The sequence below is a fragment of the Anaerococcus rubeinfantis genome, from assembly GCF_001487145.1.
GTDB classification, from domain to species: domain Bacteria; phylum Bacillota; class Clostridia; order Tissierellales; family Peptoniphilaceae; genus Anaerococcus; species Anaerococcus rubeinfantis.
The window spans coordinates 989,877-1,003,392 of the sequence record NZ_LN913016.1; the positions used below are offsets into that span (position 1 = coordinate 989,877).

The 13,516-nt window shown below is 26.6% G+C and carries 19 protein-coding genes; all 19 read right to left on the bottom strand.

Going from position 1 to position 13,516, the window contains the following annotated elements; all coding sequences use genetic code 11:
- Positions 1-16 precede the first annotated feature (16 nt).
- The 19 genes from rpmF to BN3265_RS05745 all read right to left on the bottom strand — a co-directional run bounded on the left by rpmF (position 17) and on the right by BN3265_RS05745 (position 13,484).
- Positions 17-196, bottom strand: a complete 180-nt coding sequence (gene rpmF / locus BN3265_RS05655; protein ID WP_049691186.1) for a 50S ribosomal protein L32 — start codon at positions 194-196, stop codon at positions 17-19.
- A 69-nt stretch (positions 197-265) separates the two neighbouring features.
- The gene (locus BN3265_RS05660) at positions 266-1,453 is read right to left on the bottom strand and encodes an acetate/propionate family kinase (protein WP_058990573.1); all 1,188 of its coding nucleotides are present in this window, start codon (positions 1,451-1,453) and stop codon (positions 266-268) included.
- Positions 1,454-1,464: 11 nt separating this feature from the next.
- On the bottom strand, positions 1,465-2,367 hold the full coding sequence (locus BN3265_RS05665; RefSeq protein ID WP_058990574.1) for a hypothetical protein: 903 nt from the start codon (positions 2,365-2,367) through the stop codon (positions 1,465-1,467).
- Positions 2,364-2,834: a prepilin-type N-terminal cleavage/methylation domain-containing protein gene (locus BN3265_RS05670; protein ID WP_058990575.1), complete on the bottom strand. Its 471-nt coding sequence runs from the start codon at positions 2,832-2,834 to the stop codon at positions 2,364-2,366. The genes BN3265_RS05665 and BN3265_RS05670 overlap by 4 nt, the downstream gene beginning before the upstream one ends.
- The gene (gene comGE, locus BN3265_RS05675; protein ID WP_058990576.1) at positions 2,831-3,142 is read right to left on the bottom strand and encodes a competence type IV pilus minor pilin ComGE; all 312 of its coding nucleotides are present in this window, start codon (positions 3,140-3,142) and stop codon (positions 2,831-2,833) included. The genes BN3265_RS05670 and comGE overlap by 4 nt, the downstream gene beginning before the upstream one ends.
- On the bottom strand, positions 3,135-3,542 hold the full coding sequence (locus BN3265_RS05680; RefSeq protein ID WP_058990577.1) for a prepilin-type N-terminal cleavage/methylation domain-containing protein: 408 nt from the start codon (positions 3,540-3,542) through the stop codon (positions 3,135-3,137). Before BN3265_RS05680 ends, comGE begins: the two co-directional genes overlap by 8 nt.
- 7 nt (positions 3,543-3,549) lie before the next feature.
- A complete protein-coding gene (locus tag BN3265_RS05685; protein ID WP_058990578.1) occupies positions 3,550-4,245 on the bottom strand; it encodes a prepilin peptidase in 696 nt (231 codons plus the stop codon).
- Positions 4,242-4,616, bottom strand: a complete 375-nt coding sequence (locus BN3265_RS05690) for a prepilin-type N-terminal cleavage/methylation domain-containing protein (RefSeq protein ID WP_058990579.1) — start codon at positions 4,614-4,616, stop codon at positions 4,242-4,244. The genes BN3265_RS05685 and BN3265_RS05690 overlap by 4 nt, the downstream gene beginning before the upstream one ends.
- A 9-nt stretch (positions 4,617-4,625) precedes the next feature.
- Positions 4,626-5,723, bottom strand: a complete 1,098-nt coding sequence (locus BN3265_RS05695) for a type II secretion system F family protein (RefSeq protein WP_058990580.1) — start codon at positions 5,721-5,723, stop codon at positions 4,626-4,628.
- Positions 5,724-6,281 carry a ribosome recycling factor gene (gene frr / locus BN3265_RS05700; RefSeq protein ID WP_058990581.1) on the bottom strand — a complete coding sequence of 186 codons (558 nt, stop codon included), beginning with the start codon at positions 6,279-6,281 and terminating at the stop codon, positions 5,724-5,726. It abuts the gene before it with no gap.
- A complete protein-coding gene (gene pyrH, locus BN3265_RS05705) occupies positions 6,271-6,993 on the bottom strand; it encodes a UMP kinase (RefSeq protein WP_058990582.1) in 723 nt (240 codons plus the stop codon). The genes frr and pyrH overlap by 11 nt, the downstream gene beginning before the upstream one ends.
- Before the next feature lie 133 nt (positions 6,994-7,126).
- Positions 7,127-8,248 carry an ABC transporter permease gene (locus tag BN3265_RS05710; RefSeq protein ID WP_058990583.1) on the bottom strand — a complete coding sequence of 374 codons (1,122 nt, stop codon included), beginning with the start codon at positions 8,246-8,248 and terminating at the stop codon, positions 7,127-7,129.
- Positions 8,235-9,320, bottom strand: coding sequence for an ABC transporter permease (locus tag BN3265_RS05715; protein ID WP_058990584.1), 1,086 nt, complete (start codon positions 9,318-9,320; stop codon positions 8,235-8,237). Before BN3265_RS05715 ends, BN3265_RS05710 begins: the two co-directional genes overlap by 14 nt.
- 1 nt (position 9,321) lies before the next feature.
- On the bottom strand, positions 9,322-10,260 hold the full coding sequence (locus BN3265_RS05720) for an ABC transporter ATP-binding protein (protein ID WP_058990585.1): 939 nt from the start codon (positions 10,258-10,260) through the stop codon (positions 9,322-9,324).
- Positions 10,261-10,943: 683 nt separating this feature from the next.
- On the bottom strand, positions 10,944-11,204 hold the full coding sequence (locus BN3265_RS05725) for a hypothetical protein (protein WP_058990586.1): 261 nt from the start codon (positions 11,202-11,204) through the stop codon (positions 10,944-10,946).
- A gap of 381 nt (positions 11,205-11,585) precedes the next feature.
- Positions 11,586-11,924: a hypothetical protein gene (locus BN3265_RS05730; RefSeq protein WP_245191097.1), complete on the bottom strand. Its 339-nt coding sequence runs from the start codon at positions 11,922-11,924 to the stop codon at positions 11,586-11,588.
- A 502-nt stretch (positions 11,925-12,426) separates the two neighbouring features.
- Positions 12,427-12,798: a hypothetical protein gene (locus BN3265_RS05735; protein ID WP_058990587.1), complete on the bottom strand. Its 372-nt coding sequence runs from the start codon at positions 12,796-12,798 to the stop codon at positions 12,427-12,429.
- A 59-nt stretch (positions 12,799-12,857) separates the two neighbouring features.
- On the bottom strand, positions 12,858-13,205 hold the full coding sequence (locus BN3265_RS05740) for a toxin-antitoxin system HicB family antitoxin (protein ID WP_058991298.1): 348 nt from the start codon (positions 13,203-13,205) through the stop codon (positions 12,858-12,860).
- A gap of 42 nt (positions 13,206-13,247) precedes the next feature.
- A complete protein-coding gene (locus BN3265_RS05745) occupies positions 13,248-13,484 on the bottom strand; it encodes a type II toxin-antitoxin system HicA family toxin (RefSeq protein WP_058990588.1) in 237 nt (78 codons plus the stop codon).
- Between the last annotated feature and the right edge of the window lie 32 nt (positions 13,485-13,516).

A 13,516-nucleotide genomic window follows, 5' to 3' on the forward strand; every position in this document is an offset into this window, starting at 1 on the left:
TAGTGTTACCACTATCTTAATTTAACTCAAGAACTTCTTTGCCTTTATGATAACCACAGCTTGGACAAACTCTATGTGGTAACATTGGTTCATGACAATTTGGACACTCTACATAATTTGATTTATTTAATCTGTAAGCTGAAGCTCTTCTTTTATTTTTTCTTGTTTTTGATGTTCTTCTCTTAGGTACTGCCATTCTAACACCTCCTAGTTATGAGTTTTAGCAATCTTAAACATTATATAAGTAAATGTTAAAATTGTCAAGCTATACTAGTTTTTTAGTGTCTCTTGCAATCATTAATTCTTCGTTTGTTGCAATTACAAAAACTTTTACTTTTGAATCATCAGTTGAAATCAAATGACAACCACCACGAACATTATTTTTTTCAGGATCTAATTTAATTCCAAATTGTTCGAAGCCTTTCATTATATCAGCTCTCATTGTTGCAGAATTTTCTCCGATTCCACCAGTAAATACAATTGCATCAGCTTTTCCGATTTCTGCCATGTATCCTGCTATATATCTTTTGGCTCTATTTGCAAACATTTTAAGGGCAATATCTGCTCTTTCATTTCCTTCGTTTGCAGCATTTTCAAGATCTCTAAAGTCTGATGATACTCCAGAAACTCCAAGAACTCCTGATTCTTTGTTTAATACATTGTCCATTTTTTTTGTATCGTAACCATATTCATTCATCAAGAATGTAACAACTGTTGGATCTAAGTCTCCACTCCTTGTTCCCATTACAAGTCCTTCAAGTGGTGTAAGTCCCATTGTTGTGTCAAATGATTTTCCTTCTTTGATTGCACAAATTGATGATCCATTTCCTAAATGGCATGAAATCATATTTAATTCATTTTGATTTTTTTCTAAAACTTTTGCAGTTTTTTGTGTAATGAAATCATGGCTTGCTCCGTGGAATCCATATTTTCTTATAGCTTGTTCTTCGTAATATTTATAATCTATTCCATAAAGGAAAGTTTCTTTTGGCATTGATTGATGGAAAGCTGTATCGAAAACTGCTACGTTTTTTACATTTGGTAGAAGTTTTTCACAAGCTTCAAGTCCCATCATGTTTGCTGGGTTGTGTAATGGTGCGAATTTTGAATATTCCTTAACTGCTTTTTTAACTTCTTCATCTATTACAACTGATTTTGTTATTTTTTCTCCACCGTGAACAAATCTGTGGCCAACTGCATCAATTTCTGAAAGATCTGAAATAACTCCATTTTCTTTGTCAGTTATTGCTTCAAATACATGTTTAACTGCTTCAGTATGGTCTTTCATATCCTCTTCAATTATATATTCGTCGTCGCCTTTTTCTTGTTTAAGTCTTGATCCGTCAATTCCAATTCTTTCTACAAGACCCTTTACTAAAACTTCTTCATTGTCCATATCAAATAATTGATATTTTAAAGATGAAGATCCACAGTTGATAACTAATATTTTCATTTATTCCTCCATTAAAATACTTTTTTCGATTTAATTTCAATATGTTTTGGATTTTCTATATCATTAATATAATCTAGTGATCTTTCTTTTTTATAAAAATATTTCACTTTTTTATCATAATCATTTTTTGATATCATTTGCCCATTTATTGTAAGCTTGCTATCATTTTCAGAAATGATATCTCCTTTTATAATAAGTAGACCATCCAAAACCAAGTCTTTTTCTAAAATCAAATCTTTTCCAATTACTACTATACCACTAATTCTTCTTGCTGTCTTAGTTTTATTTAGAAAATTTTCCTCAGATTTTGAAAAATTACTGGTATTTTCTTTGTTTGAAATACCATTATAATTATTTTTATCTTTAGATTTTTTTATAATTAAATTTTCATAAGTCTTTATAAAAATATTGTCATAATCTTTATCTATTTCAAAATTTTCATATTTTTCTAATCTTTTTTCTTTAAATTTTAAATTTTCAAAAAATTCTTCAAAATCATTTTCCAAAATTATTTTTGATTCATTTTTTAAATTATATTTTTCTTTTAGATCAAATGAAATATCAAGCTTAGCCTTTGAATCTCCTATTACTTTTATTTTATTCATAGAAAATGAGTTTTCACCTATTTTTATAATTTTTACAGATTCTTCCTTATTAAAAAAATCAAAATAATAATCATGTGACAAATCATCATCTATTTTGTTTATTTCTTCAGATTTTTCAATTAACCTATCTTCATCATCAAAAACTACATTATAAACAGATTCCAGATAGTATATGGCCTTTTTTCTATCATATAGGTTTTTATTTAAATCATTATTATTTTTTCCTTGTTCATAAATAAAAGCGAGGCTTATAGACAAAAGAGTTAGTATTATTAAAACATAAATTGATAAAAATCCTCTTTTTTTCATTCAAGCCTCCTGATATAGGTTCTATATTTTGAATTTCCTTCATTTTCATAAAAATCAACACTTACATAAAATGAATCCTCATCTTTATCATAGGAAATATTTGAATTTTTGCAATATCCAATAGGAATTTTTGTCTCTTTTTCGCTTATTGAATTTATATTATTAATGTAGACGTATAAATTCTTTCCTATTTGCTCAAACCTATAAGTAGATTTATTTTTCCCGTCTTTTATTAAAATTTTAAAATCATTTTCATTTTTGTAATCTATGATTTCGTCTGCCCTTCTGATTACATTTTCTATATACAAAATACAATTTGTTGAATTTTTATAATCAATTTCTTCATCATAAGTTTTTTTGCTTATTAGAAAATTTGTCTTAACTATATTATTTATCAAAAGAACTAGAAGAGATGAAATAGCAAGAGCACATAGTAATTCTATTAAAGTGAATCCTCTTTTTTTCATTTTTTTACCACCACATCTAAGACATAGTTACTAGATTTAACTTCTATATATTTTAAATTTTTATTATAAGGTTTGACTTTTGTATGTATTTCAACTCCATCTTCTATATCTTCATAATCTCCAATTTTTCTTTTTTTAGATTTTTCTAAAACTTCCTGCATGGTAAAAAGAACTTTTGAATTGTTTTTTATTTTTAGAGAATTTTTATAAACTGAAAAAAGTGATGGAAGAAGGAAAATTGTAATTAAACTTATAAGAAAAAGACCTATTATTGTTTCAATTAAGGTGAAGCCTTTGTTTTTATTCATTTCTAATCCTTCCAGCTATTGGCGCTACAATTATTGAATATTCATTATTTTTAGAGGTAAAATATATTTTACTTGCTCCCCTTACACTCCCTGTAGGCCTAAATACAAAAATATTATCTACATTTGCTTTTACATGTTTAAAGTAAACTTCTTTAACAAATTTATTATCGTCTTCTCTTCTTATCTGATAAGAATCTTTTAAAATTTCTATTTCATAGGAAAAACCTGTAACCAGGGATTTTTCTCTACAATAATTTATATCAGCCTGTAAATTTTCCATCTCTTTTCTTTCTTGAAGTTTTGGAATTACACCTGATTTTATTAAAATTATGCTAGAAATCAAAGAAATTATGGCAAGACTTACTATTAATTCAATTAAGGTAAAGGCTCTTTTTTTCATAATCACCTCAAAATAAAGCTATGATATAGGCTAGGAAAATATAAATACAAAATGGAATTTTGATTTTTGTTGACCTTTTTTTAATGGCAATAATTATAGCAAAAATTCCACCAAGCCAAATTGATCCTAAAATTATATATATAATTTTCTCATTTCTTAAAAATAAAAATAAGGCTAAATAGAAAAAATAATCTCCATCTCCTATATTTTTTCTTGATATATAATAAATTAAAATATAGATTAAGGTAAAAATCCCTAATATTTTTATAAATTCTATATCAATTTTTAAATAAATAATTCTATATAAAAGTCCTACAAATCCAAGTATATAGACATAAATCATATAAATATCCATACTTTTTAGATCTATCATGGCTATTACAAATGAAATCATCAAGGAAAAAAATATAAATATTCCTTCAATAAAATTCCTATCTTTCATTGCAAATATAAATAAAAGACCCCCTATTATTTCATAAAAAATATATGAAAGTGGGATCTTTTCATTACAAAACCTGCACCTTCCTTTTAAATTTATATAAGAAATAATCGGTATAAGGTCTCTTTTTAAAATTTTTTTCTGACAATTTGTACAGTGACTTGGAGGATATGCAATATTTTCTCCCCTAAGACTTCTTTCAACCAACAAATGAGCAAAAGATCCAAAGATTGATCCTAGGAAAAAATAAATAATAAAAATCATTTGAATTCCATTTTATCAGGTTTTACTGTAATAGTTGATGTTTTAGGATTAATTGTTACAGTATAAGTTTGATCCTTTATTTCATCATCTAAACCTTTTGGAATTTCAGGCCATTTTTCTACATAATTAAGTGAATCGTCATTTTCTTTACCTTCCCATGTTACAGATGTATCATTTGAATTTAATTCATTTAATTTTACGCTCGCAGCAGTTTTTAGCATGGATACATTTGCATTATGAGCAGTAATTGCTGCTTGTTTTTTTGTTTGTTTATATTTTGGTATCGCAATAGCCGCAAGCATAGCGATAATTGCAATTACTATTATTAATTCTATTAAGGTAAATCCATTTTTTCTATTTATTTTTAACATAAATCCTCCTTAAAAATTAATGGTATTAACTGTATCAAACATAGGTATGGCTACTGAAAAAACTACAAATCCTACAATAAAAGCCATAAAAATAATCAAAAATGGTTCAAACAGACTTGAAATTCTTTTTAGTCTATAAATATATTCATTTGCATAATAGGCTGAGGCTTTTTCTAAAGATTTTGCCATATCTCCACTATCTTCTCCAACTTTAATCATGGCAATAAACAACTTTGTAAAAACATTTTCCTTTTCCATAGACTTTGACAAATTATTTCCGAGTTTTAAACTATTTTCAACATTTGATAAAATTTCTTTTAAATATAAATTTTTGAATGATTTTTTTATAATATTAATACTTTCAATAATATCAACATCACCAATTCTTAGTATGTATAAAAGTGAGCTTATTTGATATTCTATATTTAAAATCCTAAATTTTCTGAAAATAAAGCTTTTAAAGAAAAATTTATCAATTCTATACTTGTACTCTTCTTTTTGTCTTAATATGTAAAAAATAATGATTGCAAATAGAAATCCAAGCAAAATATTTATTCCATTTTTATTGAAAAAATTTCCTAAAGTCAGAAGAATTTTGGTTGATACTGGCAAGTTCTTAGAACTGTCATCAAAAACTTCTATAAAAGTTGGCATGACTTTAGTTAAAATAGTTATTACAACTCCAATAGTCACACAAAGCAAAATTATTGGATAAATCAAGGCTTCTGTAATTTTATTTTTATTTTTACTTTCTTCGGTCATATAGGTTGACAACTCATCGAGTATTTTTGATAGATTACCACTTACATCTCCACTTTTAATAAAGGATGTTAAAATTGGACCAAAAGATTTCTCTTCTTTATAAAAAGCCTGATAGGGCTCGTCCCCACTTTTTAAGCTCAAAGATACATTGACCAAAGCCTTGTTTAGTTTTTTATCAAGTCTTTGGTCAATTATAATTTTTAAACTATCGTATAAGGATACAGATGAGTCGGTAAGTAAGCTTAGTTGCTTTAAAAACAAGGATAAAATATTTGAATTTATCCTAACTTTTCCTATATCCTTATTTAAAATAGCTTTTAGCTTATCAAATTTTATTTTATTCAATTAAACTTCGAGTAATTCCTTATTTTTATTTTCGACAGTTTTCTCAATTTGATCTATATATTTTTTTGTAATTTTTTGAATGTCATCTTCAATTGAAAATAAATCATCTTCTGTTAAATCTGCTGCTTTTTCAGCTTTTTTTGCCTTATCAAGGCTTTCTCTTCTTATATTTCTAATTTGAATTTTGCTATCTTCAGAATATTCAGAAACTTGTTTTGTTAATTGTTTTCTTCTTTCTTCTGTCAATGCTGGGAATGGAAGTCTTATAACTTCGCCATCATTTTGTGGATTAATTCCAATATCTGATTTATTTATCGCTTTTTCGATCTCTTTTATATTTGATTTGTCCCAAGGTTTTATTACCAAAAGTCTTGGTTCTGGTGTAGATATGGTTGCAGCTTGGTTAATTTGTGTTTGACTTCCATAATATGAAAATGTAAGTCCATCTAATATTGAATCATTTGCTCTTCCTGCTCTTATTTTAGAAATTCTAATTTCAAATGATTCACAAGCTTTTTTCATCAAAGCTTCTGTATCTTTAATAATATTATCGTACATCAAAATTCTCCTTTACAATTGTTCCTATTTCTTTTCCTTCAACTATTTTAACTAAATTTTCAGGATTATCTATTCCAAAAGCAAGTATTGGCATATCGTTATCCATACACAAACTTGTTGCAGTGGAATCCATAATCTTTAATCTTTTTTGTAAAATTTCACTATAGGTTAATTTTTCATATTTTACGGCATCCTCAAATTGATTTGGATCTTTATCATAAATTCCATCAGTTCCTTTTTTCCCTAATAAAATCATATCCGCATCAATTTCTAAAGCCCTAAGAGATGCTGTTGTGTCAGTTGAGAAATATGGAAGACCAGTTCCTGCTGCAAAAATTACAATTCTTCCTTTTTCAAGATGCCTTACAGCCCTTCTTCTAATATAAGGTTCTGCAACTTCTTGCATATTAATTGCAGTCATTAGTCTTGTTTCAAGTCCCATTTTTTCAAGAGTATCTTGAACCCTAAGACCATTCATAACGGTTCCAAGCATACCAATCGTATCACTTGTTGCGCGTTCAATATGTTGACCACTTCTTCCTCTCCAGAAATTTCCACCGCCAACAACTATGGCAATTTCAAGTCCCTTGTCTCTTGCTTTTTTTATATTTTCGCAAATAAGATCAATGGTGTCATCATCAAAACCAAATCCCTTATCTTTTGCAAGTGCTTCTCCACTTAATTTTAAAACTACTCTTTTTATATCTCGCAAAACTTTTCCTCCTATTAGTAAAATTATATACTATTTTTAAATATTGATAAAGTTCTAGATAATTAAATTTTGTTAAATAGTTTACTATAGTTATAGATACCCAAATCTAGACAAATGAATCCAAATTAAAATTTCAATTTTTACTTGATCTTTTAAAAAATAAAAATTTATCTAATATCAAACTTATCAAGAAAAAAATCACAGCAAATCCTACAAGTATAAAGATATTTTCTAAAAATATTTCTTTTGTAAAATTATTTGCTATCATATTATTATTTGCTACATAATAAAAGCTTGGAAATATTCGTCCTAATAAGAGAGCATTTTTACTTAAAATCTCTTGAGGAACAAAAACTCCTGTTAAAAACGATGAACCAAGGGAAAAAATATTCATCACAGCCATCATAATATTGCTATTATTTATTAATTTAGATATAAACAGAGCAAGACTAACTGTAGATAGGGCAAAGACCAAAGAATTTATCATTAAATACATTATTCTATTTGATAAGTCTATTTTTCTATTTAAAATGAAAAAAGCTAGCATATAAAGAAGCCACGAAAAAAATGCAAAAGAAATATTTGCCAAAAGTATTTGAAAATTTATTTTCGTCTTACTCATAGGAGAAATCATATTTCTTTGTTTAATATTTTTATTTTTATATGTTAGGCTTACTAAGGATACTACCAAAATTATTTGACTTAAAAATACGTAGGATAAAAAATTAAAGAAAAACAAAATATTTTCTTGCAATACTGGTCCCTTATTTTTTCTTAAGGAAATTTTTACTTTCTTTTGAAAATCTTTTTTCGTATTTTTTATTGCATCTTTCGTAGTAAAACCTGCTTTTTCATAGGCTGAAATTTGATTTAAATATAAATTTACTGATTCTTTTACATATTGATAATACTTAGCACTTTGACTCTTTTTTATCTCAACCTTTCTTTCTTTATTAAAATTTTCTGGAATTTTTATATAAGCTGTTACTATTCCATAAAATAAATTATCGTCAATATTTTTTCCTTTAAGATCAACGATTTTATTTTCTTTTTCCATATAGGTAATAAAAGATTTTGATAAATCACTTTGGCATAAGTCTTCTATATAAATTTTTGCCTTTTCTTTTTTATAAACATTGGTATTGGTATTAGTAGAATTAGAAAATATAAGTAAGGACATGAAAATTATTGTATATAAGGCTATAGCCTTAGTATGGCCTCTTATTATTTTAAAATAATTTTTAAATACTGTCATATTGCCTACCCCTTGTTAACAAATAAGAAATTAATCCAAATAGCAAAGTTAAAAATAATAAATATCTAAAATTTTCCCAATACCTGTCCAAAGTATCATAATAATAAAGACTGTAAATCCCATCATTAATTAAAGATGCTGGGTTAAGTTTGTTTATTATTGGATAATTTTCTTGAACCATTATTTTCACGTCCGAATTCATCATTCCAGCAAAATATGAAAATACCATACTTATAGCTATTCCTATACCATTTTTAACTTCTATGCTCGATTTATTTGATAAAGCAATCAAAGCACCAAACAAAACACCAAATAAACTAGCAAGTCCAATAAGAAAAATTAATGGAATAAGCTTACTAGAAAAATCTATTTTATAAATTTTATTAAAAAATAAAATTGTAAATAAAACTATAGAAAAATTTATTATAAATCCAGCTAAAATTGAAGCTAAAAAACTTACGGATTTTTTTATAGGAGCTATTGCATTTCTTTTTGCAAGGCTTGATAGGTTTGCCTCATACCTATAAATAATCAAAAGCCCAAAACTAAAACCATACAAGGCCTGCATACCTATTAGGCAATAGAAAAATGTATTAACAATATCAATATTTTTCTTTGAATTATCTTTTATATGGCTTGAACTTTCAGTCAAAATCTTGGAATTAAAAGTAGGATTTTTTCTAAAAATTTTTTCTGCCATCATTCCTTTTCTTAAATAAGCATTCATTATGCTTTCTACAATAGATTCATATAGACCAGATTTTTTAAACTCTACTTTGTCATAATCTTTTATGTAGGCAGTGATTTTTTCATCATCTAGCTTATTTTTATGGCTTATCTTAAATATTTTTTCTTTTTCTAATGTTTTTAAAAAATCATCAAAATATTTATCATCTCTCAAATCCTCTTTCACACTAACATTAATAGGCTCAAATTCCATTGAATTTTTTATATTTCCAAGAGCAATATTAAAGAAAAAGCCCAAGATTAGAGGAAAGATTAAAGACCAAAAAATAAGAGTCCTATCCCTAATCAAAACTTTAAAAGTATTTTTAAAACTGTGCAAGAACATATTAATCCCTCAATTCTTTTCCAGTCAATTCGAGAAAAACATCGTTTAAACTAGGTCTGCTTGAGCTTAGGTGGTCGTATTTTATTTCAAATGAATTTAAGATATCAACAAGATTTAGGATATTTGAATCTTTTGAAAAACTTAATTTGCAATTTCTCCCATTTATAGAAAAATCAATCAAAGAGTCCATAGATTTTATTTTTTCTATCAAATCATTTGACAAATCATCAGATTCAAAAGAAATTTTTTCCTTTAAATTAATGATATCTTTTAAACTCTCAGCATCACCTTTTGCTATTATTTTCCCCTTATCAAGAATAACAATATAATCACAGAGACTTTCAACCTCATCCATATAATGAGAAGTGTAGATAATGCTTGCTCCTTCTTTGTTTAATTTTTTTATTCCTTCCAAAATATTATTTCTAGATTGAGGATCAACTGCAACAGTAGGCTCATCAAAAATAATTAAATCAGGTTTGTGAGAAATTCCACAAGCTATATTTAGCCTTCTTAATAATCCACCAGATAGTTGTTTAGGCTTAAATTTAACAAAATCACCAAGACCAACAAGATCTATTGTATTTTTCACGAGAATTTTTCTTTTATTTTTATCTTTTATGTATAAAGCACAAAAATAATCAATATTTTCATAAACACTTAGCTCATCATAAACACCAACATCTTGAAAAACAACACCAATTTTTTTCTTAATTTCAAAAGAATCAGGAGTCATTTCTTCGCCAAAAATTTTAATAGATCCCCCATTATTGCTAAGTAAAGAAAGAATACAAGAAATAGTAGTAGATTTTCCAGATCCATTTGGACCCAAAAGCCCCAAAATTTCTCCCTTATACAAATCCAAATCCAAATTATCAACAGCAAGAAAATTTTTGTATCTTTTAACCAAAGACCTAACTTCAATAACTTTATCAACCATAATCTTCTCCTTTTAATAATTCTAGCATAGGATAAGTAATAAAATTGTTATAAAAAAGTAAAAAAATTGTAAAAATGAGCACAAAAAAAGACGTTGTTTCCAACGTCTAAAATTTCTTGGTGCGGGATAAAGGAGAAATATGTTATTTACACAATCACAACGCTTTTTAACAACTATATATAACTACGTTTTATTTTATAAAACACCATGTACGTTGGTAACCTGTTGGTAACCAAATAATAATTATTTTTTAAAAATCATTTGACACTTATAAAAATTATAATATACTAAAAACAGATAAATAAAATTATCATTTTAAAATTTAATTCTTAAACGTTTTGATTGACAACATAAGATGTATTGAAACACTAAAAATGAAAATAATTATTTGATTAATAACATAAGATGTATTGAAATACTAAAAATTAAAATGTTTCATTGATTAGTAACGTAAGACGTATTGAAATGTTAAAAAAGAAAAATGTTTCATTGATTATCAACATTTGATGTATTGAAATGTTAAAAATTAAAACGTTTCATTGATTGCTAACATAAGATGTTACAAAACAAAAGGACTGTCAATTCAGTCCTCTTTTTTTTTTGTTTTTATTATTCATAAGCCAAATAAGTTTTTGTTCTTTTACATAAGCCAAATTGTGATAAGCCAAATCTCATAAGCCAAATTATTTTCTCAATCCTAATAAATAAAATCTTCTGTCCTCATCTGTAACCTTACCCTCTTCAATCAAAGAGTTGGCAATCATAAAGACTTTAGCAGTGCGTTCACTTTTAATAAAGTGATTATATTTAAAAAACAAATTGTGATAATCACTACTTATTTTATTATAATCTCTCCCAAGAATTAAGTTGTGAGTGAAAGTCATATCTTCAGCCTTTATCTTTTTTCCATAAAGTTTTCTCATTATATTAATAAACCTACCCATGGAATAGAATATTTCCTCGTGAGAATATGATCTACCATTTTCATTATTATAATCCTTTTCTAAATTATCAATAATAGCTTTTAGCTTATCAAATTTTCTTTTAATTCTTTAAGTTCACTTTCTAATTCATTTATTCTTCTTTTTAAACTCCCTACAATTTACTCCTGTAAGCCTTGCAAATAAGCCAATCATTCATATTTTAACGTATAAGCCAATTAAATCATCAAGTATAAAAATATAAATATTCCTTCAATAAAATAACTTTCGTGTTATAATTTACCCTTATCACTCTAAATTACTTTCCAAAGCTTCTACTATTATATCTTTCATAATTTTTCTTGTTTTTATCTCAAACTTTCATCTTTTATTATGTATAAATTTTCATGAAATTAATAAACTAAAAGCAATATTACTATCTTCTTCAAGTTCAAATAGCTTTTCATAATCATCAGCATCAAGATTTCTCTCAACCCAATTCTTAGCTTCATCAATTGATATCGGTGTTATCTTGGAACTACCTGTCCAGTTATTATTTCCGGAAGGAACTGCATAACTTGACATTGGTCCACCAGAACCATATAAGAAAAACTCACCTGTTTTCTTTTTGTAAAGTTCTTCACATTCGTATTGAAATTCTCCATACCTGTGTCCATTGGTCCATTCTCCTATAAGTTCAGCTTTTTCAGTATCATATCTTTTTCCATTAATAACTTTGTTCATTGTTTGCCCCCTTGTTTTTATTATTTATTTCTTTGTTACTTATATAATACTACTATATATTTACATTGTCAATATATACGACGTAAATATAATAAATAAGCCAATTTACCCTACATACAATAAAAATACCCACAAAAAAAGACACCCCAGGAGCATAGATAATTAATCTAGCTTAATTCCTTCCCAAGTGTCTTTCGTATTAGTCTGTCGTAACAAAACTAATTGATCATTAATATTATACTTTAAAATATAAAAAAATCCCATCATAAAAGATGGGAAATTTTGAATATCTTTCGTGCAAACGGATACTATTATTATACCCTAAACAAAAAATTCTACCATATTTAAGGTAGGAAAACTTGCAGTCGGCTTTAGCACTATTAGTTCACAGTATCTGTCATAATTAACCACAAAAAAAAAAAAGACCACCAGCCAAAAGCCAGTGGTCATTGTAGAAAATTTCGTAAACACTATATACAGTTTACTTATTAAGTACATTATACTATTTTCTTCTGTCAACTTCATCTTCTATCCCGTCAGATATATATTTATCTAAATCACCAAGGGCTTCATTTAAAAGTTGTTTTCCCTCATCTCCAAGAACTTTTAAAACTGTTTCAAATACTTCATCTTTAACCTTTTTACCATAAGAAGCTGTAAAAGTCCCATCTTCCTTTGCATTATTAACCACAACTTGGTTTGCTGCCCCTACAGCTCTTTCTATAATCTTATTTAACCTATCTAAAACGTGATTTACTTTCTCATTTTTAATTTCTTTTGTACATTCTTTGCTATAATTTAAAAAAGTAATTATAGAATATGCAATTGCAACGGCTAACATACCAATTATAAACATTTTTAAGTTATTATCCATTTTATCTCCTTTTTTATCCACTAAAAAAGCGACTACTTAATGTAATCGCTTAAAGTCTTTTATTTACTTAATTTATATAAAATTAATTGATTTAATGATGTATTCTCTATTTCCGCTTGTTCTGACAAAAATTTGTGTAAACTTTTTGGAATCCTAGCTAAAATTCTACCTGAATACTTCTCTTCTATGGGTTCTGGAATATCTTCTCCATCTTCTAGCCTATCTTCAATTGACATTTCTAACACTTCATAGATGTTTTTGTACAATTCTTCAATAGTATTTCCTACTGTTTTTACATCATACAACTCTTCTACCCTACCCACATAATAATGTCCTGTTTCATCGTTTATTTCTTTTGTAACAATTGAATAAGGTAGTGATAAATAATAGTGCAAATTTTTCTTCATTGTTATTATATACAAATGGGGTGCTAATTTTGTAGATAAGTCCTAAGACTCATCTACAATTTTTAATATATCATCAACAAAATATCTTTTCATAGGATTTTCAGATAAAACTAAAGTAAACCACATTCCATCACTTTTTCTTTTAAAGTGTTTATGTGAACCTTTAGTATTTCTGTGCTCAAAACCTAAGTATAATAATATTTTTTCGGCATCTTTTGGATTTATGCCGTTAGGTTGATGTCTCATTTTTTCAATGAGCTTAACATCTTTATTTCCCATTTGCACCTCCTTTACTATATGATACTATATAT

What these genes read in the sequence shown, in the direction of transcription:
- comGE (WP_058990576.1), bottom strand. Translation starts at nt 3,142, where the DNA reads ATGAATAAAAACAAAGGCTTCACCTTAATTGAAACAATAATAGGTCTT.
- BN3265_RS05745 (WP_058990588.1), bottom strand. Translation starts at nt 13,484, where the DNA reads ATGGGAAATAAAGATGTTAAGCTCATTGAAAAAATGAGACATCAACCT.
- BN3265_RS05730 (WP_245191097.1), bottom strand. Translation starts at nt 11,924, where the DNA reads ATGAACAAAGTTATTAATGGAAAAAGATATGATACTGAAAAAGCTGAA.
- BN3265_RS05685 (WP_058990578.1), bottom strand. Translation starts at nt 4,245, where the DNA reads ATGATTTTTATTATTTATTTTTTCCTAGGATCAATCTTTGGATCTTTT.
- BN3265_RS05665 (WP_058990574.1), bottom strand. Translation starts at nt 2,367, where the DNA reads ATGAAAAAAAGAGGATTTTTATCAATTTATGTTTTAATAATACTAACT.
- BN3265_RS05735 (WP_058990587.1), bottom strand. Translation starts at nt 12,798, where the DNA reads ATGGATAATAACTTAAAAATGTTTATAATTGGTATGTTAGCCGTTGCA.
- BN3265_RS05670 (WP_058990575.1), bottom strand. Translation starts at nt 2,834, where the DNA reads ATGAAAAAAAGAGGATTCACTTTAATAGAATTACTATGTGCTCTTGCT.
- BN3265_RS05690 (WP_058990579.1), bottom strand. Translation starts at nt 4,616, where the DNA reads ATGTTAAAAATAAATAGAAAAAATGGATTTACCTTAATAGAATTAATA.
- BN3265_RS05710 (WP_058990583.1), bottom strand. Translation starts at nt 8,248, where the DNA reads ATGACAGTATTTAAAAATTATTTTAAAATAATAAGAGGCCATACTAAG.
- BN3265_RS05660 (WP_058990573.1), bottom strand. Translation starts at nt 1,453, where the DNA reads ATGAAAATATTAGTTATCAACTGTGGATCTTCATCTTTAAAATATCAA.
- BN3265_RS05680 (WP_058990577.1), bottom strand. Translation starts at nt 3,542, where the DNA reads ATGAAAAAAAGAGCCTTTACCTTAATTGAATTAATAGTAAGTCTTGCC.
- BN3265_RS05720 (WP_058990585.1), bottom strand. Translation starts at nt 10,260, where the DNA reads ATGGTTGATAAAGTTATTGAAGTTAGGTCTTTGGTTAAAAGATACAAA.
- BN3265_RS05740 (WP_058991298.1), bottom strand. Translation starts at nt 13,205, where the DNA reads ATGAAGAAAAATTTGCACTATTATTTATCACTACCTTATTCAATTGTT.
- BN3265_RS05715 (WP_058990584.1), bottom strand. Translation starts at nt 9,320, where the DNA reads ATGTTCTTGCACAGTTTTAAAAATACTTTTAAAGTTTTGATTAGGGAT.
- frr (WP_058990581.1), bottom strand. Translation starts at nt 6,281, where the DNA reads ATGTACGATAATATTATTAAAGATACAGAAGCTTTGATGAAAAAAGCT.
- rpmF (WP_049691186.1), bottom strand. Translation starts at nt 196, where the DNA reads ATGGCAGTACCTAAGAGAAGAACATCAAAAACAAGAAAAAATAAAAGA.
- BN3265_RS05725 (WP_058990586.1), bottom strand. Translation starts at nt 11,204, where the DNA reads ATGGGTAGGTTTATTAATATAATGAGAAAACTTTATGGAAAAAAGATA.